Raw genomic sequence first — 26,610 nt, 5'->3', positions numbered from 1 at the left:
GACGATTAAGGCTTACAATTCTCTTACCCAGATATTTCTGAAGCTTGTGGGATTGTTATGGTCCTGCAGCTTGATCGATGCTTTGCCGTGCGCCACCACTTTCGGTTTCCCGATGTATTCGGTGGTGCCCTGGATCTCGGTGTTGTTCTGGATCAAGACACCGTTATGGAATACGGTGATCCTGCCGGCGGATTTTAAAGAGCCATCGTCATTGTATTTAGGTGCGATGAAGATCACATCGTACACCTGCCACTCGCCTGGTCCTTTGCTGGCGTTCACCAGCGGAGGCGTTTGTTTGTAAATAGAGCCAGCCTGTCCGTTGGAATAAGTGCGGTTCTTGTATGAGTCGAGCACCTGAAGCTCGTAACGTTCCTGCAGAAAGATACCGCTGTTTCCGCGGCCCTGTCCTTCACCTTCCACTTTGGCGGGTGTTCTCCATTCGATGTGCAGCTGAATATCGCCAAAGGTTTGTTTGGTCTTGATATCGCCTTTGCCTTTTACGGCAGTCATGGCGCCATCTTTCACAAGCCATTGTGCTGCTTTGTTGTCTTTGTCAAGCCAGTTGCTCAGGTCTTTGCCATCGAATAACACAATGGCATCCGAAGGTGCAGAACCGTTGGTTCCCGGTGTAACCACTTTCGGTTCGGGCTCCCAAACCTCGGTTACTTTCGGGTCTGTGATCTCCTGTGAAAAACCATGTGTCATACCTGTCAGAACAAAAACGGCGATCAAAAAATTTCTCGTCATCATATAAGGGTTGGATTTATAAAATGGAATCAATTAAAAGTCATCGGCTATATCCTGTACTTTTTTTCCTTTATCTTCTTTCATGAGGCCCAGCACCTGCATGGAAGTATAGATCATCTCCAGCTCGTTTCTCGAGTAAGACTTGAACTTCAAAACAATGTCCTGGCCTTTCCAGAAATAAGTTTCCTTCTTCATGTCGTAGTTCGATCTTCCATAGATGGATTCCAGCGCTTTCATCAGGCGCGGATCTTTGTCTGTAACAATGTGGATCTGGTAGACGAGGTCCTTGTAGGTCTTCACTTCCACCTTGTTCACATTTACTTCTCCGATCTTGGCGTAGGCGGGATTGTCTACTGTAAATAGCTTGGCCGGGAACTCGTCCAGCTCCTTGAATTCTTTTTTGAGCTTGGAGCCCTTCAGCGAATCGATGAGCATACCCAGCTTGATGTCTTTAAAGCCGTTTCTGCGTTCCAGCTCGGTTGTATTCTGGCCCCGGGCTGTATGCACAAACATTACAATGGAAAAGAGTAAGAGAATTCGCGTCGTCATTTCGGCTAGTTAATAAATTTAAAGGGTACGGAGAGTTTTACAGTATCCCACATTATCAAAAGGTCTGCCAGATCGTTTTTCTGGTCGAACAACATGGTAAAACCTTCAAAAAACACATTATTCCGCTGCACCGGAACGTCAAACCTCATCACGTCGAACCTGGGGTTATAGTTATAGGAGCCCCATAATCCCACGTCGGCGTTTATGATGATGGTCCACCGGTCTTGCTGTGGTATAGTAAATATAGAGTATGTGCCGCTTTTTAATAACTGGTTGTTTACCATAACATCTCCGGTAAGGGTGATCTCGGTGGCTTCATTGGCCCCGGTTCTCCAAACCTCTCCGTAGGGAACCAGCTTGCCGAAGGTTTCGCGCCCCCGTTTTTGCGGCTGAGAGTACGTTATTTTAACATACGTGTTCTGGTACCGCATCTGTGTGAGGGCCAGCGGGCTCGATCGCGTTTTGAAAGTCTCCTGCGCGCAAAGCACTTGCGCTCCGGTTAAAAGGACGACCAATCCCAGCATGCTTATTTTCATACCAGCTTAAATATAGTAATTTAGAATACATCTGAATACTAACATTATATTAATCCACCGCCGCAGGCCAAAGTCATAACTCTTTCAGCAATAGTAGCTTGGCCGGAAGCCATGGAGACCGGGCATGGTGTATGTTAATGATCTGATAAACTCGGCGTGAACACGGGTTAGCACTGGCGCTCTAATTTCGGGCATCAACTAACCTAACTCCATGAATAAATCATTCACGCATTATCTCTTTGTTTCTGCCCTGACGCTGACGGCACTGAACGCATGTGACGATTCAGACGAAGGTTCAGGTACTAATAAGAAGATCGATTTTACAGACAAATCCGTAAACCCATCTTTGGTTTATGCGATGCCCGGATTTGAGAGCAAGCTCAAGATCTCCACGCTGATCAGCTCGGATGATGTATTGCCTGAAAGCCCTGGTTTTATCTTCGGTGCACAGCCCGATGGCGCCGGCCTGATGAAGAACCCCGATGGTAAGGGTTACATCATGATCAACAACCATGAGATCCACTGGGCTGTTTCCAGGATCTATCTCGATGAGACCTTCAAGCCCGTAAAAGGAGAGTATATCATGGATGCCGACGGCGGTGGTTTCCGCCTTTGCTCTGCAACCCTGGCAACACCTGATGAGCATGGCTTTGGTCCGCTGTTCCTCACAGCAGGCGAGTCGAGTGAAGAGTCGCTCGTGCATGCCATCGATCCACTTGCCGCTGCCGACAAGAAGACCTCGAGAACAAAACCTGCATTGGGCAGGGCTAACATGGAGAACGCAGTGCCGCTTCCGAAAGCAGCTTACCCCGGCAAAACGTTGGTTTTTATGGGCGAAGATCAGTCTTTCACCTCAGCGCATCAGAGCGCAGGACAGCTGATCATGTATATGAGCAACACGGTCGGAGATCTTGACAATGGCGATCTGTATGTATTGAAGCGTACCGATAACAACACCACAGAAACAGATATGGTCAAAGGCCAGCAGTATGATGTGCAGTTTGTGAAAGTCAATGCTACCAAAGCTACCAAAGACATGTCAGGCAAGGATATCAATACGGCGAACATCGCGCTGAATGCCATCCGCTTCTCACGTGTTGAAGATGTGGATTACAGGAAGGGAAGCGCCGCCAACAACAGGCAGGTATATTTTACAGCAACCGGACAATCACCTGACAGGGTGAACCCTCAGCCGGGCTTTACCATGTGGGGCCGTGTATACCGTTTAACGATGGATGCTGCTGACCCGTTGAAAGGTAAGCTTGAACTCGCCATCGATGGAGACGCCGACGCAGGAAACGGTCTGATCAACCCCGACAACCTTTGTGTTACGGAGAACGTCGTTTATACGCAGGAAGATGGAGACTCATTTTATACCAATGCGCAGCATGATTCGTACATCTGGCAATACAGGATCTCCACAGGCGAGAACAAAGCGTGGCTGAACATGAACCACCGGCGCGACGATGCCGCGTTCAACGCCAAGTACAATACCGCGGGTGTGAACGTGCAGACCACGAAGGGCTACTGGGAGTTCGGCGCTATGTACGACATCTCCGATATCATAGGCGTACCTGAGACTTTCATTGTCAACATACATCCACACTCGTGGCTTGACAACAAATTCAAGAACCCTGATGTTGATGGAGCGAATAAGCTTACCAACAACACGGAAGGAGGGCAGATTGTTATTGTGAGAGGAGTAGATAAATAAAAAGAAGTAAGGAGCCAGGAGTAAGGAGTCAGGAGGGGTGGTGTGTTGGATGAGGATCGTGTTCTGAATTAGTCACTGGTTGTTACCTAAGTATTTTAAGAAAAAAAAGGCTTCCTGGAAAACACAGGAAGCTTTTCTCTTTAAAAAGAATAGCAATGAAAAATATTCTGATAGTTGTGGGTCTTGCGGTCATTCTTGTTTCATGTCAAGCGCAGCGGGAAACACCTTCGCAGCAATACAAAAAGATAGTGGCGCAGCAGATCGATTCGCTTCTTTCATATACGGAGCATGATTTTCTGTCTTCAGCAAGATCGTCGCAGAATAGTGAAGCGCTTCAGGAAGTTTTTTTTGGGTTGCGTAAGAAGTACAAGCGCGTGGAACTTGTTACGGAATATTTTATGCCTGTCACCAGCAGGTTTGTCAATGGCCCTGCGTTGCCCGTGCTGGATACGGAAGAGCATAAGGTGCAGGATCCACAGGGCCTGCAGGTGATGGAGGAATTTATTTTTCCACAGGTGGATACCGCTTCGAAGGAGGAGCTGGTGCGGCATACTGAAATATTGCTTGTGAACCTGAAACGGATGCGGTCACTATGGAAAACCACGTCTCTAACCGATACCCTGATGTTCGACGCAGCCCGCCTTCAGCTCTTCAGGATCATCACGTTGGGAATAAGCGGCTTTGACTCGCCCGTTGCCCACCACTCCATGCCTGAAGCCGCGGCATCATTGAAAGCCGTGAACCAGATGCTCGGTCTTTTCAAAATACATCAACCTTCCGTACAGCTCGAAGCCTTGCGCGAAAAGCTCACGCAGGCGTCGGCATACCTTGAGCAGCACAACACCTTCGACACTTTTGACCGGGCTGCGTTTATCACGAAACATATTCACCCTGTGCTGAAGCAACTTTCATCTGTGCAGGCCGAGCTTGGTATTCCCTTCGTGAACGATGCCCGCATGTTGAAAACATCTGCTACCACATTGTTCGATCCCGATGTTTTTATACCCGACTTCTTTCTTCCCGGCGAAAAATACCAGTTGACCGATGAAAGGATCGCGCTGGGCAGAAAGTTATTTTATGATCCGGTGATCTCCGGCGATGGCAAGAGGTCGTGTGCCAGTTGTCATCGGCCAGAAAAAGGATTTACAGACGGACTTAAGCGCAGCCCGGCACTTGGTGGAGGCCTGATCGCACGAAATGCGCCCACATTGCTGAATGCTTCACTTCAGAACTCACAGTTCTACGACATGCGGGCAACCACGCTCGAAGTGCAGGCACGTGATGTTGTATCGAACAAAGACGAGATGCACAGCTCCGTTCAACTATCCGCGGAGCGGCTGCAGCGTAACCCTGCATATCGCACGCTGTTCATAGATGCTTACAAAGAGATTGGCAATTCTGTCACGGCCGATATGGTTCAGAACGCGCTGGCGAGCTACGTGAGAAGCCTCGTTTCGCTCAATTCGCGGTTTGATCAGTACATGCGCGGCGATTCGTCACGCCTTTCACGAGAGGAGATCGCGGGATTCAACCTGTTCATGGGCAAAGCTCAGTGCGGCATCTGTCACTTCATGCCCCTGTTCAATGGTACCGTGCCGCCTTCATTCACCCAAACGGAATCGGAAGTGATCGGTGTGCCTGACCGCGTGCAGTGGCAAGATGCTGCCGTTGATCCAGACGAAGGACGTTACAAGATCCATCCCCTGGCGCCACTCCGGTTCGCCTTCAAGACGCCTACGGTCCGCAATGCTGCGCTCACGGCACCGTACATGCACAATGGCGTTTATGCCAACCTCGATGATGTAATGGAGTTCTATAACCAGGGTGGAGGCGCCGGCATCGAGATCGAACTACCGAACCAGACGTTGCCGGATCAGAAGCTCAACCTTTCTTCCACAGAAAAAGAGCAGGTGATCGCTTTCATCCGGTCTCTGACGGATACTACGACATTACAGCGGCCGTAGATATGGCACGTTGCTGTGTGGAGTGCGGTCGCGTCCCACCATGACGGGCTCTTAATGGAGGGATGATGACTTAGATTAAATTAGTCAATAACTTTTGAATTGGGATTATTGTGCGTTTCATTTTTCTGAAATCAGCAACTAAACTCTATTTTTACCGCCTATGAAACGTCCTGCGTTTGATGATATCTACATGGAGCTGGCGGTAAACCTGGCCAGACGTTCACACTGCATCAAGAGACATGTGGGGGCAGTGCTGACCAAAGACACGCGTATTATCTCCATTGGATACAACGGTCCGCCTTCAGGCACACACAACTGTGATGAGGAGTGGCCCGACATCGGTTGCCCCAGAGATTCAAAGGGGGGATGCTCACTGGCGATCCACGCGGAGCAAAATGCTATACTTTATGCGGTGAAGAACAAGACCTCCGTGGAAGGAGCGACCTTATACGTGACACTTTCGCCCTGCCTGGCATGTGCCCGCATTATTTATTCGATGAAGATAGAGCGGGTGATCTATCTTAACTCGTATGCCGAGCACAAAGGCCTCAGCTCAGACGAGGGAGTGGATTTTTTGAAAAAATTTGGCGTGGAGGTTGTCCGTTATGGCGGGCAACTTCAAAATGTCACACACATGATATGACCTGGTCAGCGGCTTTGCACTGCTTTTTCGAGGTCTGATACCAGTTTCGCGGTAACGCCCTTCGTCTTTTTTGCCTGCTCCGCCTTTAAAACACTCAGTGCGCGCTCGGCCATGGCGTACAATCCAACCGGATTATGGTCTGCGCGGTAGCTGCCCAGACACCACTCAATGTCGTTCTGCAATTCCTGTTCAATACCCAGCGCCTGGAGTTTCTTCAGGGCTTCTACACTGGCTTTTTCGATCTGACCCTCCGATGAGGAAATGGTTTTTGGTTTAGCAGAAGATTTTTTTGGTGCCCTTGCTGCTGATTTGGATGCTGTTTTTGCCATAGATGAACTGTTAAAACTGATTATTATAAGAAAGTTACAGGTGCGCGTCAGGTAAGACAAGCACATCAAACACAATATTTATGCAACCGTATGAAAAAATTCTTGCCAATAGTGCCGTTTCAAGCAGGTATCGGGTTAAAATCAGGATAAAAGTTACAAAAGAGCGTGCAGTAGGCGACTGTTTGTGTGGCGATGGACGAGAGATCGGGTGGGTTTGTTGGTGAAGGAACACTGGTAAAGGCAAAGTGTAGGTGATTTGCTGGTGAAGAAACACCAACAAGGGTGGTTGAAACATCGGTTTGTTGTGAAGAACACCAACAAAAGGCGGCTGAGAACACCAGTCAAGGTGGTTGAAGGCAAGTTTGGTTGGATAAGGCGAGACGGAAAGTGATTTGTTGGTGAAGAACACCAACAAAGGCAGCTGAGAGCACCGACAAAGGCGATTGAGAACACCAGCAAAGGCCTTCGTGATCGGTTTGTTGTTGGATTTTGTTCAGTAGTTGATGTTACTGATAAGACTTTGTTGGATGACTGGACCTTGTTTGGGTGGTGAACACCAGTGAGGGCCAGGTAAGTGACACGAATGGGAGGGAAGTGCTCTAAAAAACGAAAGGGAAGTAATTCCAAATTACTTCCCCTCGCAAAGTTTTTAGGATCTACCTAATTACTTCTTCTTCTTAGCAGCTTTCTTAGCAGTCTTTTTTGCAGACTTCTTTGCCGCTTTCTTCGCTGATTTTGCCATAGCGTTTTTAATTTTAGTTTAAAATTTTATTAAACGATACGAAAAGTTATAACAAAATTTTTATTCCCAAAAATTTTTCGCAAAAAATTTTTTTAAGCGAAGATTTCTTCGTGATGACAAGCGCACAAAATTCTGCTTCATCAACGCTCATATGATGTTCACTTCAGCGTGTAACTTGATGTTGAACTTCGCTTCAACACTCGCCTGAATGTCGCGCGAGAGTTGCTGAATTTTTTTTCCATCACCACCTCCGTAGTTCACGAGCACAAGTGCCTGATGCTTGTGAACCCCAATGTTTTCAAGGGTTTTGCCCTTCCATCCACATTGTTCGATCAGCCATCCGGCGGGAATTTTGATCAAATTATTTTCGCCAGGGAAGGAAGGTATCGCTGGAAAATTTTTTTTCAGCGCTTCAAAAACGTGTGGATCGACGGAAGGATTTTTGAAAAAACTGCCCGCGTTTCCGATCAAAACGGGATCAGGAAGTTTACTTTTCCGGATGAAAATAATTGCGTCGCTGATCGCCTTAACACTGAGGTCCCGGACATTTTTTTCCTTCAGAACATCGGTGATGGCACCATAGCTCGTGTTGAACCGATGGTTCCTTTTGGTCAGAGTTAAAGTAATACTTGAGATGAAATACCTGTCTTTGAGTTGTTGCTTGAAGACACTTTCGCGGTAACCGAAGGCACATTCGGCCCGATTGAACACGTGAATAGCGCCTGTGCTGAGCTCGATAGCCTCTACATTGTGGATAACTTCCTTGATCTCGACGCCATAAGCACCAATATTCTGCATCGGAGCGGCACCAACCGTGCCTGGAATGAGCGAAAGGTTCTCTACACCACCCAGATCGCGGCTCACACAGTACATCACAAACTCATGCCAGTTCTCTCCGGCGCCCACGCGGAGGGTTATAACGTCGTCATTTTCATCTACAATGTCGATTCCTTTGATCTCATTCTTGATCACCAGCCCGTCAAAGTCTTTCGTCAGCAACAAATTGCTGCCGCCACCGAGGATCAGCGACTTGTTTTGCCTGAATACATCCGACTTGAAGAGATCTTTCGCTTCCCGCACCGAGGTTACTACCGTAAAATACCTGGCGTTGGCTTTGATCTTGAATGTATTGAAGGGAAGAAGGTCAATATTCTCTTGTACAGCGATCATATCTGCTTGGATTCATCGCCAAAAGTGAGAAAAAATGTTGAGAGCAGCGCGTTGTCGCCTGATCACGTGTTATATTTCGCGATTTTTTTGCCACAGGAACGCCGGAAGATCGTTCAGTCCGCGTCTAATACCTCGCGTGCAGGTTACAAAAGCTTCGCGCCAGGAATAAACGGATCGTGATGGTGCCTCTGAAGTGATCCTGTCTTCTTCTATTTGATCACGGTGCCGGATTCTTCTTCCGATAATTTGATGATGCAGATCCTCGGGAAACGACCAGCCAGGTAGGTGGTTCCGCATACGGCTAGTCCGTTATCGGTGGTTTGCATGACACCGGCCACCTCAAAAGGATTGGAGAACCCAAGGTAACGGCTGCCCAGAAACTTTCCGGTGGCTTCGTCATAAAAGAACAAGCCGATCTGCTTAGACCTCGTATCGCTCGCGTAAACTACCACATTCTTTTTCTTCACCACCGCTTTGATGATCCTCACAGGCGCGTTGCTGACAAGCTCCGGCAGCGTATTTCCACCCATGAGCTCACTCATGCTCGTACCTGTGGTCGATAAATTGACATTCGGCAGAAAGTAGTTGTCGCCAAAATTGAACCTGGAGGCCGCAAACTTGTTACCTCCCAGCGGATAGACAGCGCTGAACCCTCCGTTCTCCTGTTGTCCATTCACAACGCCATCAGCCCCGTCATCGGCAAGGTCTGTGAACACAAGCGAGAAGGTATAATTCTCGAACCCGTTGAAGTAGTACAGGCCTCCAGGGATCCTTCCAACCTGAAAAGGAAATCTTTTACCGGTACGCAGAAAGTGGTTCATGATGGGCTCGTCAACCTCATCGCCGGCGCCGATGCTGAATTTTCTGGGCTCATCCATGCCTGATAACGCGCCGCTGACGTCGTGTCTCGATACCATTGATAACTTATCTACATGGTTGAAGCTCAGCAGCAGCAGGCTGTTGCCGTCCTGTGAAGCTGCCGAAGGATAGGTGATACCTCCTGTCACAGGTATTACAGTAGCCGTTAACGTGGCAGCATCCACGCTCACCAGCTGTGCCTGCTGATCGGAAGCATTCATGCAGAAGAAATAATACAGGTTGCCCACATTGATCAGGTCTCCTACAGGATGAACGTATTGCACATCCATCTCGAGCGCCTTTTCAAATTTTCCGAACTTATCCGTTTTCAGCAGGTAAACACCCCTGAAGTTGGGACCGTCCAGCCTTCTTTCGCCCAGCACAATGTACCCACCGTCTGCGGTCTGTTTGAAATCGATGGGCGTAGTGGCTGCCGAGAACTGGTCGTTATCGTAGATGGACGTAAAGTTCTGGCTGTCGTAATCCGGGTCAGACTTTTCCGAACAGGAGCTTAAAACGGCAAGAGTACATATAAAAACGAAGAGATATATTATCTTTTTCATACTGTCTGTATTGAGTTACGAGCTATAAGCTTCGCGCTACGATTCTTCTCGCAGCTCCGTAGCTGGCGACTCGCAGCTATTTATTGATATCGGTTGACCTGAAGTTCCGGCCGAGAAACCGGAGGGGAAATAAACAACCAGCGGTGATCGACACACTGCTCAGCTTCATATCGTCCATGGTGTCGCCCACACCGGAGAGCCTGTCGCTTCCGAATCGGTTCTTGGTTGAAGCGATGTTGCTCATACTCTGCTTGTACATGATGTCGAGGTTGAAGCGTACATTACCCTGGTTGAGGTAGATGCCCGCGCCGCCCAGCAAACCCCAGTGCTTTTTGGCAAACAGGTCTGATGCGCCTACAATGATACGTTCATTCTTGAACTGGTTCTCACCCCCGGAGGCATAGTCTACACCCGAAACGTCTACGGATTTGTTGGCGTTGATGAGAAAAGACGTGTAAATGCCAGCCTGTATGTAAGGGCTGATCTTGTTGTACATCTTCTCGTATTTGGCCAGAATGGGGAGGTCGAAGTATTCCACCTTCTGCTGCTGAACATATTTCAGCTCCAGGCGGTTGTTGGCATTTTCCGGATTTTCTGAATCTGTCCAGCTGTAATTGTTCGTGTAGCCAAAGCGGTTGTGCCGGTAGGTTGGCTGCAGGCTTAACGACAGCCCCGTGAAATAGAAGGTAGCCTCCAGCGTTGCCTGCGCGCCGAGATCCTTGTAATTGCGGTATTTCTTGGCAATGACAGTAGGCTCATAGTTGGTGGGAGAGATGGCCGAGTAGCTCCTGATCACCTTGGCGCCAGAGAGGTTCGGACCCGCCTTGAAGGCCAGCCACCACTGTTTCTTCAGGAAAACGTTTTTCTCTTTGTTCTTATTGAATTTGGGCAGCTTCGGTGTTTTTCTCGATTGTGCCAGCCCTGCAGTGGCTAACAGCAGGCATAGCAGCAAACAGCAAAAGTTTTTCATGAATGATTACTTTGTGATCACTAATTTTTTTGAATCCTTGAAAAAGCCACTCTTGAGCTGGTAAATATAGTTTCCTGCCGGCAGATTTGTAACATCCACATCCACTTTGTGCTCGCCCGGTGCATAGGTATCATTTACCCAGACGCCTACCTGCCTGCCTTGTTTATCGAACAGGTTGATGGAAACGTGGTTGGCGCTGTTGATCCGGAACCGTACCGTGGTTTTCTCTTTTGCAGGATTGGGATGGCATTCCTCCAGCGAAAAACGTTCGCCGATAAAATCATCCGTACCCGTGATCACTTCACTTACCAGTGGCAGCTGCTGGAATTTCACTCCATCCGATGTTCCGGCAGCGCTTGTGAGGCCGGGGAATACATCGTTGAGCTTCGTCTCGTTTACCATGAACCAGTCTTTCACAATATTACCGTAGATCAGGCGGTGATCGAACTGCATTTCAACGTTGCCCTTGGTCATGTCTGGCACTTTACCCACCACACCGGGCTTCACACCTTTTCCGAAGATGAACATGGGGCCGCCGGTGCCATGGTCGGTGCCGTAGCTTCCGTTGGAATATATTCTCCGTCCAAATTCCGAAGTAGTGATCGTCATCACACGGTCTTCCAATCCGCGGATGCGCAGGTCTTCCTGGAAGGCGCTCATAGCGGTGGAGATGTGATACATCAGCGCCGCATGTGAGCCCATGGTGGGATCGTAACTTTCAACCTGGTCTGCGTGTGTATCGAACCCGCCGATCTTCACAAGGAATACTTTTGTTTTACATCCGCCGGAAAGCAGCCTGGCAATGATGTCGAGCTGCCACGACAGCGGGTTGTGCAGACTTCCTTTCGGAGCATTGAAAGGATAGGTTTGTGGATAATTCTTGTTTCCGGCGATCTTGCTTCCCGCCTGAAACACCTCGGCCAGCCGTGCAGCATAGTCCTTCGATTTATCTTCCAGACTGAGGATCCATTCAAGCTCATTATAATAAGGAGAGTCTTCCAGGTACCCGGGCGGAATGCCCCGCGGGTCTACCGCTTCATCGATAAATCCTTCAAGGCCGCCAACGAGGTCTGCAAATTCCTGCGGACTGTCAAGCGATATGGAGGTAGGGATGTTCCCTTCCTGGTGGAAGATCAACGAAACATCACTTCCCATTTCAATGGCCAGCGGATCGGGCATTTCAGCATTCGGAAAATCTTCCGGATATTTTTTTGGTGCTATTTCGCCCTCAAGGTAACGCCCCACCCATCCAGACTGAAGATACTCATCGGCAGCGCCACCCATGAACTGAATGTCGCGGCCCCTGAAGTGTGAGCCGTTGTTGTTTTTATAGGAGACGCCTTGCACCATGGTAACACGGCCCTGGTCATACATGGCTTTCATCGCCTGCATGTCGGGATGCAGACCCACCTGTGTATCGGGCGCAAGCGTACTGTCCAGCGGAATGTATTTGCGCAGACTGTTCTTGGCTGGGATAGCGATGTTGGCGCGTTTGCTGTAATACAGCTCATACTCTGATACGGGGATCAGACAGTTGAGTCCGTCGTTGCCCCCGTGCATTTGTAAAATGATGAGCACGCGGTCGTTGCCCAGGCTTGCGCGCGCCATTCTGGTGAAAGCATTTTCACCCATCAGGTTTACGGGTACGCCGGCAACGGAAAAGGGTATGCTCATGGCCCCGAGCATGCCGGGGATATTTTTTAAGAATTTTCTTCTGGATCGATTCATGGCTAGGAGAGTTGATATTCGGGTGACTGAAGCATGGCGTTGAACAGAAATTCCAGCTGATCGCGAAGATCGATGGCGCCTTCGTTCCAGCGGGTGGTCCAGTAGGCTTCATCGAACTGTTGCAGGAAACGTTCTTTAAAGTAGTTCAGTCGTTTGGCTGTGAGCGATGATGTGTCGTCTGTGGCATCATCGAAGGTCAGGTTGTCTGTCACCGGCAGGAAGTATCCCGACAACGTAATGATGAGCGTACGGGCATTGGAGGCCACGGCGTCAGTGAAATTGGCCCTGATAAAATTGTATACGTTCACCGTGAACATGCCCTGTTGCTGTGACGACATCACCAGCGAGCGCACGAAGTCATAGCGCCGTGCCAGGTAGTTGGGCGTGATCCAGCTCCGGTGGTAAATGGGATACTGGTGATACGCTTCGTAACCAGCCACGTCATAAGGCTCATAGAACCGCATGCCCAGGTTATCGATGGTGCCGATGATCTCGGCTGTAGCCATATAGAAATCAGTTGTGGCGGTCATGAGGTCCGGCAGCTTCAGATCAAAAATCCTCAGCGAACCCAACACCAGGTCTATGGGCGATTTGATGATGCCCCCGAAGTTATCGTCTTTCACATTGCCGGCGCCTGCTTCGTAAAAGTGCTGGCTGCGCAGCAAATTCTCGATCACAGGTTGGATCTTGTAATTATTGGCCACCAGCGTATTGGCCATCTCCGTGATGATGTTGGTATCGATGGCGAGGCTATCGGCCGGGGTATGCGGCGCGTAGGCAAAAAAGCGGTAGATCTTCCAGCAGATGTTCTTGGCCGTTTCCGGTTTGGCGTAGATCATGTCTATGAGCTGGCGGATCTCGTCCAATGCGCTGGCTTCGGTGGCATTGCTTCCGTTCATCAGCGTGGCCGAGCCCTGGATCACCGTGTTGTTGAACCGCGCGCTGAATTGTTTGGGCGCGTTGTCATGACCCGAAGCGTTGGTGATGCTGCCTCTCACTTTTCCCCGCGGAATGGTGGTGTCGATGTCTGGTGTTTCAAATTCATCGTCCAGCTCCCAGCCCGAAAGCACTTTTGCGGCAGCCTGAACATCGGTTTCTGTGAACATGATGTAGTCGCCGGGCCCCGTGGGTGGGGGCAGTGTACCCTCAAGACCTCTGCCGATGGTATAAAGCTCCAGTAGCTCGCGCGCATAGTTCTCATTGGGACTGCCTTTCACGTTGAGGTTACCGTCGAGCAGCCTGAGCATGGCGTTGTCTACACTGATCTTTACCGAAAGCGCTTTGATGTTGATCTTCGGATCGGGGTTCAGCGCATCGAGGGCAAAACGCCTGAAGAGCTGATTCTGAAAATACATCGCCCTGCTGTTGGCGATCTTCGATTGTATGGCCGTGAAGTGAGTGTGCAGAAAGTGAACCACCTTTTCGCGTGCCGAATATGCCAGTGAAAGATTGGCTGCGATGCCCGTGCTCATCATCTGCCCGATGATCCAGCCTTTTACATATTCCTGCAGATCGCCGTCTTCCCTGTCTTCATTCGCAGGACCTGGAATACACCATGTCTGGTTGCCGCTCTGAGGGTCGGGTGGTGGTAAAGGGTCCGGCAGCGTCTGTCGGAACAGTTGTGTCACAGCCTGGGCTGGGGTAAGTGCGGCAAAGGCGTTGATCTGGCTAACGGTTGCGCCGAAGGTAGCTCTCCTTAATAAATGCGCGGCCCGTTTCTGACCAAGTACGCCTCCATATTCTGGTAACGGCATAGGGGGTTAATTGAAATACTAGCTTAATCCGGTTTCAGTACTAAAAAAATGACAAACAAGGGATAAAATGCCACCTGTAACGATTATTGCTGCTTTTTTTTCTACGATCTTCATTTACCGACCAGGATTTTAAGGATTTACATGATCAACAGGATTAAAGACCGATCAGGATTTTAAGGATTTACTTGATTAACAGGATTAAAGACCGGTGTTGCATTTTAATCCGATAAATCCTGTAAATCTTAAAATCCTGGTTTACTTTTATTTCATGAAGATCATCGAATGCCCGAGGGATGCCATGCAGGGCCTTGCAGGTTTTATTCCTACCGAAAAAAAGATCATGTATATCAACGCCTTGTTGAAGGTGGGATTCGATACCATCGACTTCGGCAGCTTTGTTTCGGCCAAGGCTATTCCGCAGCTGCGCGACACGGCCGAGGTACTGGAAAAGATCTCGTGGCAGGGCAGCCCTTCGAAGCTGCTGGCCATCGTGGCAAACACACGGGGCGCGGAAGAAGCATCGCGGTATCCGGGCATCACTTACCTGGGCTTTCCGTTGTCGATCTCAGAAACCTTTCAGCAACGAAACACCAACAAATCTATCGCGGAAGCGCTCAATACGGTGGAAGAGATCAAAAATATCTGTGGCCGTTCAGGAAAAAAACTGGTGACCTACATCAGCATGGGGTTCGGCAATCCTTACGGCGATTCGTATGATGTTGCGCTCGTCGGCCAGTTTGTAGATATCCTGGTCACCCTTGGGTCAGATGTTGTTTCACTTGCCGATACCATCGGTGTCTCCACGCCTGAAAACATACGTTACCTGTTTGCCAATCTGGCAAAACAATTCCCAAAAACAGAGGTGGGGGCACATCTTCACTCCACACCGCAGACGGCGAAAGAAAAGATCCGTGCTGCGTATGAAGCCGGGTGCCGAAGGTTTGATGGCGCCATCCGTGGTTATGGTGGCTGCCCCATGGCCAAGGACGAACTGGTAGGGAACATCGCTACAGAAACCATTTTCGCCTATCTCGACGAGCAGAACGTAACCTTTTCTGCTGACCGGAAAGCTTTCGCGGAAGCACAGGCTCTTGCGGATGTGATCTTTCCCGGACATTGAATGGCGGAACAAATCCTGGTTTTCAGTAGAAAAACTTACTTCAAAAGGGTTAGGCACGATAAGTGCTTAACGATAAGCGCTTAAGTTTGTATAATTGGTTTTAAATCTTCAAACCCGGCTATGAAGCGTTTTATTCTTCCTGTTTTTTGCATTCTGTTTTCTTTATCCGCCATTGCCCAGCAAACCGCCAAAGACTTTACACAAAAAGGTCGTGAGCTCTATGAGAAGAGAGAGTTTATGGAAGCGTTGCTCAACCTGAACAAGGCGCTGGATATAGATGCTAACTACGCCCAGGCTTATTACGTTCGCGGAAATATCAAAGACAGCTTTGACGATCGCCATGGTGCAATGAAAGATTACAACCTGGCCATTGAAAAGAATCCGAAGTTCGCTGATGCGTTCTTTTCACGCGGCAATGTGAAGATGAAACTTCAGGACTACTATGGTGCCATTTCCGATTACACGTCGGCCATCAGTGTGAACGAAAATTATATCGAAGCCTATTTCAACCGCGGTAAAGCGAAGCAGTTCCTCCAGGCTTATGAGGATGCCATCAACGACTGCTCGAAGATCATTCAGCTTCATCCCAAGAACATCGACGCCTACTTTATGAGGGGTATCCTGCGCATCGATTTCGGCGACACCAAAAACGGTTGTCTCGACCTGAGCAAGGCCGGCGAGCTTGGTGATCTGAAAGCTTATGAAATGATCAAGGAGAAATGTAACCAGCGTACGCAACACGCGGAAGAAGGGAACTAGGAGGTATGAGGTACGAAATACGAGGTACGGATCGTACTTCGTATTTCGTACCTCGTACTTTAAGACGATACTTGATTCAACATCAATCTTTCAATTTGTAGATCTTCCCCGGTAAAGAAACGATCACTCCTTTAAATTCCAGACCTAATAACAGGGAGGCCAGCTTGCTTACGGCGATATTGGTGCGCCAGCTGAGGTCATCGATCATCATTTGCCCGTTGTGCGCATGCAATGTCCTGAGCACGTTTTGTTCTTCTTCGTTGTACTGCTCCAGGTGAAGCACATCTTTCTTTACAGGATTTACACCGGCATCCCAGTTCATGATGTATTCCAGGTCTTTCACGCCGGTGATGAGGTGTGCCCTGTTGGATTTGATCAGGTTGTTGCATCCGGCAGAGTGGCTTTGCCCGATGTTGCCTGGGAACGCGAAGACATCCTTGTTATAACTGTTGGCGATGTCTGCCGTGATGAGCGCGCCGCCCTTTTCAGCAGCTTCAACAATGATCACTGCGTCAGATAACGCCGCCACAATGCGGTTGCGCGCAGGAAAGTTGTGTGCGTCGGGTTGTGTGCCGAAGGGATGTTCAGTGAGCAGGCCCCCGTGTTCCATCATTTTGCGGGCTATTTCTTTGTGTGTGGCCGGATAGATCACATCCATACCGCTGCCCATCACACCCAGGGTAGGCAGCTTGTTCTTCACAGCGTGCTTGTGTGCGTGGATGTCGATGCCGTACGCCAGGCCGCTGATGATCAACGGATGGTGTGGTATCAGCTCGAGGATGAGTGACTCCACACATGCTTTGCCGTATTCCGTTGCCTGGCGCGTGCCTACAATGGCGATGGTTTTTGCATTTTCGAAATCGATGTTGCCCTTGGCGTAAAGCAGTGAAGGCGCATCGCTTACCTGTTTGAGGCGCGAGGGATAATTTTTGTCCGTGAAGAAGATCAGTTGTACCTGCTCCTTCTCCGCCCGGGCCAGCTCTTTTTCAGCTGCGGCAAAAGGTTTACCCTGCCTGATCGATTCTGCGGTGACCTCACCAACACCAGGGATCTTGAGAAGCTTGCCTTTCGGTGTTTTAAAAACTTTTTCAGCCGCGCCGCAATAGCTGATGAGCTGGCGGATCAGGTAATCACCTACGCCGGGAATAAAATGCAGGGCAAGCAGAGAGAGCCTTTTTTCATCCATTGTCTAAATAGTAATTGGTAATCAGTAATCGGTGATCAGTAATCGGTAGTCAGTGAACTACAGTCTTATTAAAAATAAAATGTGAGGGGAAAGTCTTAAAACTTTTAGCGCTAAACCGGTTACCGAATACCAGTTACCGATCACCGATTACTGCAGCTTCTCGCGAAGCTCTACGAGGAATTTTTTGACGTTGCGAAGTGAATCGATCATGTCCATCTTGTCTTTCACAGCACCGGCATCGTTCCGCAGCATTTCTTTGGCGCCCTGCAGGGTGAAACCTTTTTCTTTTACCAGGTGATAGATGATGCGAACGTTATCGATGTCTTCTTTGGTGAACTGACGATTTCCTTTTCTGTTCTTCTTGGGCTTGATGATGTCGAACTCTGACTCCCAGAAACGGATCAGCGATGGGGCTACATTGAAAATTTCGGCCACTTCTCCAATGGAGTAGTAAAGCTTCTCTATCTCTTTTTCTTTGTAAGCCATGTGTTACTGAGCAAGATAAGTAATTAAACCATTATCATCAATCTGAACAGGCGATTCGGGAAAATCTTTTTTAGACAGGTCCTGAATTATTTTGATAACGAGTTTTTCGCTGTCTATTTTAACTCCAGTGCCATAGGTTTGAATGGTAGGAGTAATTTGTGCATAATAAAACTTCCCCGCAACATCCGTATACACCTTAATAATAGGGGCAAGGCCGTTGATACCGTTTACACTAATGCCCCTGTACGTACAAAAATTGCCAAGGCTGTAGGCGATAAATCTTTCTTTATAAACTTCCACGCCCCTGGTTACGTGTGGACCGTGTCCGAAAATAATGTCGGCGCCTGCATCGATGAGCGTGTGCGAAAATTTGTAAACATCGCCGCGGTTTTCTCCGTGAAACAGTTCGTTCGTGCGGGGAACGTGCTGGTATTGAGCGCCTTCAGCACCACCATGGAACGATACGATCACAATGTCAACCACTGAGTCGAGTTGTGCCACAATGGCTTTTGCGCCTTCGATGTCGTTGAGGCTTACACAGTTGGAATTCGGTGCGAAGGCAGCGAGCCCGTATTTCACGCTGTCTTTTTCGAAGATCGCTGTCTTGTGGCTGATCTGGCCCGCGTGAAGGATGCCCGCTTCTTCAAGTGTGCGCATGCTGCTTCTGCGGCCCGCATCTCCCATATCACCGGCGTGGTTGTTGGCCAGGCTCATCATGTCAAATCCCGCCTTTACGAGGTTGTTCACGTACCGAACAGGTGTGCGGAAGGCGTAACATACTTTGGGATCCTTACATTTTTTTGCAACGCCGCCGCTATCGAGCAATGTGCCTTCCAGGTTTCCGAAAGTTACGTCAGCATTACTCAGAACCGGCTCTACTTCCCGCATCAGGAAAGCTCCGTTTTGTGCAGGAAGCTTGTCTTCCGGATAATTGGTCCCCATCATGATGTCGCCCACGCCGATCACCGATACAGTATCGCGCCTGGGCGATAACGTGTCAGCTGTTGTGATATTGGTGGAGGAGTCCTGTCTGTTCTGCGCCTGAGACATTGAAAAAGCGGAAATAGCGAGCAACAGGAAGAAGAAACGCATTGTCACGAAAGAATTTTTTTACGGGATGCAAATAAAAAGATTTCCACAGTGCCGTTGACGCGCAGTCGGGAAATATATTTTTTAACAGGTTTTTCAGTAAATAAATCCGGTGAAGTCAAAATGCGTTTCCCGCAGATCTCGCTGATTTACACAGAAAAACTTTTACATGGATCGGCGGGAATCAGCGTAATCTGCGGGAACCTGATTTTAATCCAGCGGTGGCTGCGGGTGGCTGGCCAGCTCGATCAATTTCTCGTACTCCTGGTTGTTCAGATCACGCTGGAAGAAATTGATAGGATTGATGTGCTCATCATGATAGAGCACTTCGTAATGCAGATGCGGACCTCCTGACAGCCCTGTGCTGCCAACATAACCGATCACTTCGCCACGTTTCACCTGCTGTCCGTTCTTCACGTTGAATTTTGAGAGGTGCGCGTAACGGGTCTCATATCCGTAAAGGTGATCGAGGAAGATCACGTTGCCAAAGCTTTCTGAATAGTAGGCATTCTTCACCCTGCCGTCGCCGGTAGCATACACGGGGGTGCCGGTATCTGCCGAGAAGTCGAGGCCTTTGTGACCCCGGATGAATCCGAGAATGGGATGCATGCGCGATCCGTAAGTAGTATGAAGGTAGGTGAGGTCTTTATTGCTCAGCGGCTGGATGGCGGGCTTCGCGGCCCAGATGGCGATCTTCCGGTCGAGCATCTGGTTGATCTCTTTGTATGACTGTACTTCTACTTCCAGCTGGTGCTGCAGCTTTTCAACGGCTGTGTACTCGCGCAGCACTTCAGGAAAATCTTTCAGGCTTTTGTGATTTATTTTTTCGCTACCACCCACACCGGCTTCGCGAATGCTCTGCGACAGGGGAGGTGAGTCGAGGATCACGCGATAGTTGTGGTCATCCTTGTCGATGAAGTGTGCCAGGTCCTTGCTCACATGTTTCACCCGGTGACGCAGAATATCCCACTCGATCTTCAGGGCTTGATTCTTTTGCTCGAGGAGCAGCTCGTCGATGGTTTCGAAATAATTGTTCAGCCAGAAGTACCCACCGGCGGCGAGCATAAAAGAAAGCAATATGAAAACAAGCATCCGCTTTCGCAGCGTCTTACCCTTTACATAGAAGGGTTCATAACGGCAGGTTTCGGAATTGTATTTGAATTTGGTTCTCGCCATTAATCAAGGGATTGATTTTGTTTTTCACCGGTGAGTTTCATCCGGTAGTGCTCATCACTGCTCAACCCCTCAATCATGTATGGAACAGGGTCAACGGTTGCGCCATTGCGGATAACTTCGTAGTGAAGGTGGGGGGCAATAGAGCCTCCGCTGCTTCCTACAGTAGCCACCACGTCGCCCTTGGTTACTTTCTGGCGATACTTTACCAGAACCTCATCAAGGTGCGCATAACGCGTCACAAATCCGTGACCATGATCGATGTCTATATAGTTTCCGTAGCCCGCCTGAACGGTGCTTCTGTTGATCTCCACTACAATACCTCCTGCGGTAGCCACCACCTCGCTGCCGCGTGGCATGGCAATATCAACGCCGGGATGTTCATACAGTCCTTTATGGAAAGGATTCACCCGCATGCCAAAACCGGAAATGAGGTTATCTGCCTGCCATGGCCTGGTGGGCTGAAGCAAGGGGATGGAGGTGAGCATATTTTTGCGGTCTTTCAGGCTCAGCTTCTCGCCGAAGAATGCACTGGTGCTGCCCGAGGTGGTGAGCAGGTCTGTAGAACGGTCGCTTATCTTTTCAACGGTTTTGCGGAAGAGCGCCGGATCTGCGAGCAGCAGGTGCTTATTGCCGTCAGCAACGGCTTGTGTGGCCCTATTTTCCATGGGCGAACCGAAAAATTTTGCGTGAAGCTTTTTGTCTTCCTCACCCAGCTCGGTTAAGGTCGATTCGATGGCGTTCAGCTGTGCGGTGAGCAGCACATGGTTCTTCTCGAAAGCTTTGTTCTGCTTGCGAAGTGTGACCTCTTTCTCTGAATCGAAGAGGAAATCGTGCAACACCAGCATGCCCGCCAACATCAGCAGGGCAGCCACAATGACGCCGCTGGCATAGAACACTACATCAGGGCCTTTTACCCTGACACGTTCATACTGGCATGTTTCCGCATTGTACCGATACAATGTTTGGCGCATGAGATACGCAGTTTCTCTTTGTTAATACCAAGTTCATTTTCACAAAAAAATCAGCTCCAACTGCGTAATCTCCTCTAACTGCGATTATTTTTGTGGCTTGTTTCCCTGCAGTTTTTAGGGAATTTGCGGGCTAATATAATAAAAAACAAATAGTTGAACGCTTAAACACGCTTTTGGATGGATTCGGGCCTGATCAGACGTACTTTTTTGAAGTTTTTTGAGAAAAAAGGGCACCTCATTGTGCCTTCTGCACCCCTTGTGCTGAAGAATGACCCCACGTTGCTCTTCACCAACTCGGGTATGGTGCAGTTTAAGGACTATTTCCTGGGCAATGCCACCCCAAAAAGCAAACGTATCGCAGACACCCAGAAGTGCCTCCGGGTAAGCGGAAAGCACAACGACCTCGAAGAAGTAGGTATCGACACCTATCACCACACCATGTTCGAGATGCTGGGCAACTGGTCTTTTGGCGATTACTTCAAAAAAGACGCCATCGCCTGGGCGTGGGAGCTGCTCACCGAAGAGTACAAGCTTCCGAAAGATCGTTTATATGTGACTGTGTTCGAAGGAGACACCAAAGAGAACCTGCCCTTCGACCAGGATGCCTATAATTTCTGGAAACAGCACATCGATGAAGACCGCATCCTGCGCGGCAACAAAAAAGATAACTTCTGGGAGATGGGAGATCAGGGACCCTGCGGACCGTGCTCGGAGATCCACATCGACCTTCGCTCCGAAGAAGAAGTGAAAAAACTTCCCGGCAAAGAGCTCGTGAACCAGAGTCACCCGCAGGTGATCGAGATCTGGAACAACGTGTTCATGGAGTTCAACCGCAAGGCCGACGGAAGCCTTGAAAAATTGCCCGCACAACATGTTGATACAGGCATGGGCTTCGAACGCCTCTGCATGGCTATCCAGAAGAAGACCTCAAACTACGATACGGATGTATTCTCGCCGCTGCTCGACTTCATTGGTCAGGCTGCCGGTGTAAAATACAAGCAGGATGAGAAGACAGACATCGCCATGCGTGTGATGGCCGACCACGTGAGGGCGGTGGCATTCGCTATTTGTGATGGCCAGCTTCCTTCCAATACTGGCGCCGGTTATGTGATCAGGCGCATCCTGAGAAGGGCTGTTCGGTATGGTTTTACATTCCTGAATTTCAAAGAGCCCTTCATGTACAAGCTGGTGCCGGTGCTGGGCAACCAGATGAAAGAAGTATTCCCTGAGCTCGAAGCACAGAAAGATTACGTTGGCAAAGTGATCTTCGAAGAGGAGACCTCATTCTTAAGAACACTTGAAAAAGGCCTGAAGCGAATCGAAGTGATCCAGGCTGAGCTTAAAGGCAAGGTGATCAGTGGCCCGATGGCGTTCGAGCTGTACGATACTTTCGGTTTCCCGCTCGACCTTACATCGCTCATTGCACGCGAAAGAGGATTCTCCGTTGACGAAGACGGCTTCAAAGCTGAAATGGAGAAACAGAAGACGCGCTCCAAAGCAGACGCAGCCAAAGAGACCGGCGATTGGGTGCTGACGGGCGATGACGAAAAAACAGAGTTCATCGGCTACGAGCATCTCGAGTCTCCCGTGAAGATCGTCAAATACCGCAAGATCAAACAAAAGAATAAAGAGCTGTATCAGCTTGTGCTGGATAAGACCCCGTTCTATGCCGAAAGCGGTGGACAGGTTGGCGATACAGGCTACCTTTCATCCAACGGAGAGAAGATCAGCATTATCGACACCAAAAAAGAGAACGAGCTGATCATTCATTTCACGGAGAAGCTGCCCGCTGATCTCGGCAAGCCGTTCCAGGCTGTGGTAGACCGCAGCAAACGCCAGCTCACCATGAACAACCACTCGGCTACACACCTGCTTCATGCAGCGTTGCGCCAGGTGCTGGGCAAACACGTTGAGCAGAAAGGTTCGCTGGTGAACGATAAGGTGCTGCGCTTCGACTTCTCTCATTTCGCAGCCATGACACCGGAGGAGATCCTGAAGGTTGAAGACATTGTGAACAGCAAGATCCGTGAAGATATCCACCTTGATGAGAAACGCAATGTGCCCATCGAGCAGGCCAAATCGCTGGGAGCCATGGCGCTGTTCGGCGAGAAGTACGGCGACTTTGTACGGGTGATCACGTTCGATCCGAAATTCTCGGTAGAGCTATGCGGCGGCACGCACGTTTCGGCTACGGGCCACATCGGTCTGTTCAAGATCGTCTCAGAAAGCTCTGTCGCTGCCGGTGTACGAAGGATCGAGGCCATTACTGCAGAAGGTGCGGAGGCATACGTTCGCGCCGAGCTGGGTGTGCTGGATGAAGTACGAAACCTTTTGAAGAATCCGAAAGATCTCGTGGCTTCTATCAAGAGCCTTTCCGAAGAGAAGCATGCGCTGGAGAAGAAGCTCGAGGCTATCAATGCCGAGCGTGCCAATCAGATCAAGGATGAGCTCGTGCGCAAGGCGTCAAAAACGAACGGCCATACGCTGATCCTGGAGAAGGTATCGGTGCCCAGCGCGGATGCTCTCAAGAACATCGCGTATGCGCTGCGCAACCAGTTCGATGACCTGCTGATGATCCTGGCGGCGGATGTGGACAGTAAGCCTCAGGTTGCGGTAATGATCGGCGAAAAGCTCATGCAATCCAACAAATTCCATGCTGGCAACCTGGTAAAGGAGCTCGCTAAGGAAATTGAAGGCGGGGGAGGAGGACAGCCCTTCTTTGCCACTGCCGGTGGAAAGAACCTGAACGGCCTGAATGCTGTTATAGAGAAAGCTAAGCAACTGATCAGTCAATAAGCAGAACGTAAGAAGCAATGAATAAGGCGATACGCGATAAATACATAGCCGTAATTGGACTCGAAGTTCACGCGCAGCTTCTTACCAAAAGCAAGATCTTCAACGGCGATTCAACGGCATTCGGCAGTGCTCCGAACACCAACATCGATCCCATCAGCCTGGCGCACCCCGGTACGTTGCCCAGGCTCAACAAACGTGTGGTGGAGCTGGCCGTAAAGATGGGGCTGGCGTGCCACTCGGAGATCAGCCGCCTGACGATCTTCGACCGTAAGAATTATTTTTATCCCGACCTCCCGAAAGGCTACCAGACCACGCAAGACAGGATGCCTGTCTGCAAAGGTGGTTACGTGACCATCAGGACCAAAGAAGGAGAGAAGAACATTGCCCTCAACAGGATCCACATGGAAGAGGATGCGGGCAAATCCATACACCTCGAGAACGAGCCCGATACACTGATCGACCTCAACCGCGCAGGAACACCGCTGATCGAGATCGTGACAGAACCCGACCTCAGGAGCTCTGATGAGGCCTATGCGCTGCTCACGGAGATCCGCAAGCTGGTGCGTTACCTGGAGATCTGCGACGGCAACATGGAAGAAGGATCTATGCGCTGCGACGCCAACGTTTCAGTGATGCTGACGGACGCAAAGGCGTATGGAAAGAAGGTGGAGATCAAGAACATGAACTCCATCCGTAACGTTCAGCGGGCCATTGATCATGAGATCGAACGCCAGATACGGGAAATCGAAAAAGGCAATGCCATCGTTTCGGAAACCCGTACGTTTGATGCTGATTCCGGCAAAACATTCGGCATGCGCACCAAGGAAGAACTGAATGACTATCGCTACTTTCCTGACCCGGACCTCAGTCCTGTGGTGATCTCGGAAGAGCGCCTCAGTGAGATCAGGGCTTCACTGCCAGCATTGCCGTACGACCTGTTTAAAAAATTCACTACCCAATATCAGCTTCCCGAATACGACGCCCAGGTGCTCACAGATTCAAAGGATGTGGCGTCTTATTTCGAGCTGGTCTGTACCCACACGGCAAACCGCAAGGCTGCCTCTAACTGGGTGATGGGCCCTGTGAAGTCATACCTGAATGAATTCAACCTTGCGGCGGATGAGTTCCCGGTACCGCCGCAGAAGCTTGCAGACCTCATTGCACTGATCGATGCAGGCCAGGTAAGCTATACCGTAGCGTCGCAGAGACTGTTCCCCGAGCTGCTGAAGAATCCGAACCGGTCTGCGCTGGAAGTGGCACAACAATTGAACCTGATCCAGCAAAGCGATCACGACTCGTTGCTTCCTATCATCGACGAAGTGATCAAAGAATTTCCCCTGAAAGTGGAGGAATATCAGAACGGAAAAAAGGGCATCATCAGCATGTTCATGGGAGAGGTGATGAAGCGAAGCAAAGGCAAGGCTGACCCCAAAGTCGCAAACGAATTGTTAACCAGGAAACTTAAAAAATCATGAGAACCACAGAAAGCCAACCCCCAAAAAAAGAACTATTAAAAGCCCGCCATACATCGGGGCTGAAAGCTTTCTGCTTCCTGCTCTGCGCACTGAGCTTCTCATGCTCCACCTCCGGCAAAGATGAGGCGACGGAGAATGCGGAGAACGGTGGATGGACGGTAACGATCCGGGGCAAGGTTGGCTTCCCCCAGGAAGGTCAGATCACCATCCAGGAATTGAAAGAGACTGGCCAGGGTGGCGTATGGCAGGATACCATCACGCTGAAGGGCAACTATACTTTCGCCAAGAGGGTTAGCCTGAAGGAACCTGGATACTATCGCATCAACTTTTACAACAAGCAGGTGCTGAACCTGATCCTCGACAAGAAGGACATTGAAGTGAACGTGGATGGCAACAACCCACAGGGATTCTTTGAAGTGAAAGGCTCGCCAGACCTGGACCTGATCAAGCAGGTGCAGGAACTCCAGGCCAAGATGAACAACACGCCTGAGATCGAAAAATTGAACAGCGAGTTCACCGTGGCTGCCCAGAATAAAGACGAAAAGAAAATGGGCGAGCTGCAGCAGCAGTACATGCAGATCGTTAAACAATACAGCGACCAGATCGCAACCCTGCTCGTGCAGAACTCTCCGTCGCTGGCGGTGATCAACCTGCTGCAGAGTAATACGCTTGACCGCGATCAGTACTTCAGCACGTATGTGACCGTTGCCGAGAAACTGAAAAAAGATTGGCCAGCGTACTCGCAGTCGAAAAATTTTGTTCAGTACGTAGACAAGCTGAAGACCACCGCTGTAGGGCAACCTGCGCCGGAGATCGCCCTGCCGAATCCCGAAGGCAGTGTGGTGAAGCTCTCTTCGATGAAAGGCAAATATGTGCTGGTTGACTTCTGGGCCAAATGGTGCGGACCATGCCGCCAGGAGAACCCCAACGTTGTAAGGGTCTACAACAAGTACAAGGATAAAGGTTTCACCGTGTTCGGTGTATCGCTTGACCGCAGCAAGGAAGACTGGCTGAAGGCGATCAAAGACGACAACCTTACCTGGACGCACGTCTCCGACCTGAAGTTCTGGCAATCGGAAGCCGCCAAAACTTATGGTATCACCGCCATACCTTTTTCACTGTTGCTCGATCCCAACGGCGTGATCATCGCCAAGAACCTGCGCGGGCCTGCGCTGGAGAACAAGCTGGCAGAGATCTTCGGGAAGAAGTAAACATCAGCAAGATAATATCTCATAAAAAAAGCCACGCTATTTCAGGCGCGGCTTTTTTGTTTTAAGAGTATAGT

The 26,610-nt window shown here is 49.8% G+C and carries 22 protein-coding genes; 8 read left to right on the top strand and 14 right to left on the bottom strand.

Features of this window, described 5'->3' with window-relative positions:
• Positions 1–12 precede the first annotated feature (12 nt).
• The 3 genes from KK083_RS13070 to KK083_RS13060 form a co-directional block, all read right to left on the bottom strand.
• Positions 13–705: a 3-keto-disaccharide hydrolase gene (locus tag KK083_RS13070; RefSeq protein ID WP_254163754.1), complete on the bottom strand. Its 693-nt coding sequence runs from the start codon at positions 703–705 to the stop codon at positions 13–15.
• Positions 706–780: 75 nt separating this feature from the next.
• Positions 781–1,296, bottom strand: coding sequence for a hypothetical protein (locus KK083_RS13065; protein WP_254163686.1), 516 nt, complete (start codon positions 1,294–1,296; stop codon positions 781–783).
• 5 nt (positions 1,297–1,301) lie between these two features.
• Positions 1,302–1,832 (bottom strand): DUF2911 domain-containing protein, encoded by a 531-nt coding sequence (locus KK083_RS13060; RefSeq protein ID WP_254163685.1) that lies wholly within the window; start codon positions 1,830–1,832, stop codon positions 1,302–1,304.
• 211 nt (positions 1,833–2,043) lie between these two features.
• Between KK083_RS13060 and KK083_RS13055 the strand changes: the two genes are divergently transcribed.
• The 3 genes from KK083_RS13055 to KK083_RS13045 all read left to right on the top strand — a co-directional run bounded on the left by KK083_RS13055 (position 2,044) and on the right by KK083_RS13045 (position 6,153).
• On the top strand, positions 2,044–3,546 hold the full coding sequence (locus KK083_RS13055) for a PhoX family protein (protein ID WP_254163684.1): 1,503 nt from the start codon (positions 2,044–2,046) through the stop codon (positions 3,544–3,546).
• 155 nt (positions 3,547–3,701) lie between these two features.
• Entirely contained in the window at positions 3,702–5,510 is a 1,809-nt protein-coding gene (locus KK083_RS13050) for a cytochrome c peroxidase (RefSeq protein ID WP_254163683.1), read from the top strand.
• A gap of 160 nt (positions 5,511–5,670) precedes the next feature.
• Positions 5,671–6,153 carry a deoxycytidylate deaminase gene (locus tag KK083_RS13045; RefSeq protein ID WP_254163682.1) on the top strand — a complete coding sequence of 161 codons (483 nt, stop codon included), beginning with the start codon at positions 5,671–5,673 and terminating at the stop codon, positions 6,151–6,153.
• Positions 6,154–6,158: 5 nt separating this feature from the next.
• Here the strand turns inward: KK083_RS13045 and KK083_RS13040 are convergent, their stop codons facing one another.
• From KK083_RS13040 to KK083_RS13015, 6 genes are all read right to left on the bottom strand, one after another.
• A complete protein-coding gene (locus KK083_RS13040) occupies positions 6,159–6,482 on the bottom strand; it encodes a hypothetical protein (RefSeq protein ID WP_254163681.1) in 324 nt (107 codons plus the stop codon).
• Between the two features lie 889 nt (positions 6,483–7,371).
• Entirely contained in the window at positions 7,372–8,394 is a 1,023-nt protein-coding gene (murB, locus tag KK083_RS13035; RefSeq protein ID WP_262899514.1) for a UDP-N-acetylmuramate dehydrogenase, read from the bottom strand.
• Between the two features lie 209 nt (positions 8,395–8,603).
• The gene (locus KK083_RS13030; protein ID WP_254163680.1) at positions 8,604–9,815 is read right to left on the bottom strand and encodes a hypothetical protein; all 1,212 of its coding nucleotides are present in this window, start codon (positions 9,813–9,815) and stop codon (positions 8,604–8,606) included.
• Positions 9,816–9,891: 76 nt separating this feature from the next.
• Entirely contained in the window at positions 9,892–10,785 is an 894-nt protein-coding gene (locus tag KK083_RS13025; RefSeq protein WP_254163679.1) for an outer membrane beta-barrel protein, read from the bottom strand.
• 6 nt (positions 10,786–10,791) lie between these two features.
• Positions 10,792–12,513 carry a DUF1501 domain-containing protein gene (locus tag KK083_RS13020; protein WP_254163678.1) on the bottom strand — a complete coding sequence of 574 codons (1,722 nt, stop codon included), beginning with the start codon at positions 12,511–12,513 and terminating at the stop codon, positions 10,792–10,794.
• A gap of 2 nt (positions 12,514–12,515) precedes the next feature.
• Positions 12,516–14,267, bottom strand: coding sequence for a DUF1800 domain-containing protein (locus KK083_RS13015; RefSeq protein WP_254163677.1), 1,752 nt, complete (start codon positions 14,265–14,267; stop codon positions 12,516–12,518).
• A 268-nt stretch (positions 14,268–14,535) separates the two neighbouring features.
• On the opposite strand from KK083_RS13015, the gene KK083_RS13010 reads away from it, so the two are divergent.
• Positions 14,536–15,387: a hydroxymethylglutaryl-CoA lyase gene (locus KK083_RS13010; RefSeq protein ID WP_254163676.1), complete on the top strand. Its 852-nt coding sequence runs from the start codon at positions 14,536–14,538 to the stop codon at positions 15,385–15,387.
• A gap of 120 nt (positions 15,388–15,507) precedes the next feature.
• Entirely contained in the window at positions 15,508–16,146 is a 639-nt protein-coding gene (locus KK083_RS13005; RefSeq protein ID WP_254163675.1) for a tetratricopeptide repeat protein, read from the top strand.
• An 82-nt stretch (positions 16,147–16,228) separates the two neighbouring features.
• On the opposite strand, the gene dprA is transcribed toward KK083_RS13005, so the two are convergent.
• The 5 genes from dprA to KK083_RS12980 form a co-directional block, all read right to left on the bottom strand.
• On the bottom strand, positions 16,229–17,332 hold the full coding sequence (dprA, locus tag KK083_RS13000; RefSeq protein WP_254163674.1) for a DNA-processing protein DprA: 1,104 nt from the start codon (positions 17,330–17,332) through the stop codon (positions 16,229–16,231).
• 147 nt (positions 17,333–17,479) lie between these two features.
• Positions 17,480–17,818: a MerR family transcriptional regulator gene (locus KK083_RS12995; RefSeq protein WP_254163673.1), complete on the bottom strand. Its 339-nt coding sequence runs from the start codon at positions 17,816–17,818 to the stop codon at positions 17,480–17,482.
• Between the two features lie 3 nt (positions 17,819–17,821).
• On the bottom strand, positions 17,822–18,910 hold the full coding sequence (locus KK083_RS12990) for a CapA family protein (RefSeq protein ID WP_254163752.1): 1,089 nt from the start codon (positions 18,908–18,910) through the stop codon (positions 17,822–17,824).
• Positions 18,911–19,117: 207 nt separating this feature from the next.
• Complete coding sequence (locus KK083_RS12985; protein ID WP_254163672.1) at positions 19,118–20,083, bottom strand: M23 family metallopeptidase; 966 nt, start codon at positions 20,081–20,083, stop codon at positions 19,118–19,120.
• Positions 20,083–21,054, bottom strand: a complete 972-nt coding sequence (locus KK083_RS12980) for a M23 family metallopeptidase (RefSeq protein WP_254163671.1) — start codon at positions 21,052–21,054, stop codon at positions 20,083–20,085. Before KK083_RS12980 ends, KK083_RS12985 begins: the two co-directional genes overlap by 1 nt.
• Before the next feature lie 177 nt (positions 21,055–21,231).
• On the opposite strand from KK083_RS12980, the gene alaS reads away from it, so the two are divergent.
• From alaS to KK083_RS12965, 3 genes are read left to right on the top strand one after another with little or no spacing between them, the layout of a single operon-like run.
• Positions 21,232–23,850 (top strand): alanine--tRNA ligase, encoded by a 2,619-nt coding sequence (alaS, locus tag KK083_RS12975; RefSeq protein WP_254163670.1) that lies wholly within the window; start codon positions 21,232–21,234, stop codon positions 23,848–23,850.
• A gap of 17 nt (positions 23,851–23,867) precedes the next feature.
• Positions 23,868–25,325: an Asp-tRNA(Asn)/Glu-tRNA(Gln) amidotransferase subunit GatB gene (gene gatB / locus KK083_RS12970; RefSeq protein ID WP_254163669.1), complete on the top strand. Its 1,458-nt coding sequence runs from the start codon at positions 23,868–23,870 to the stop codon at positions 25,323–25,325.
• Entirely contained in the window at positions 25,322–26,536 is a 1,215-nt protein-coding gene (locus KK083_RS12965) for a TlpA family protein disulfide reductase (protein ID WP_254163668.1), read from the top strand. Before gatB ends, KK083_RS12965 begins: the two co-directional genes overlap by 4 nt.
• Positions 26,537–26,610 lie beyond the last annotated feature (74 nt).

Source organism: Chryseosolibacter histidinae (genome assembly GCF_018598225.1).
Classification (GTDB): domain Bacteria; phylum Bacteroidota; class Bacteroidia; order Cytophagales; family Cyclobacteriaceae; genus Chryseosolibacter; species Chryseosolibacter histidini.
This window is presented reverse-complemented; position numbering and strand designations above follow the sequence as displayed.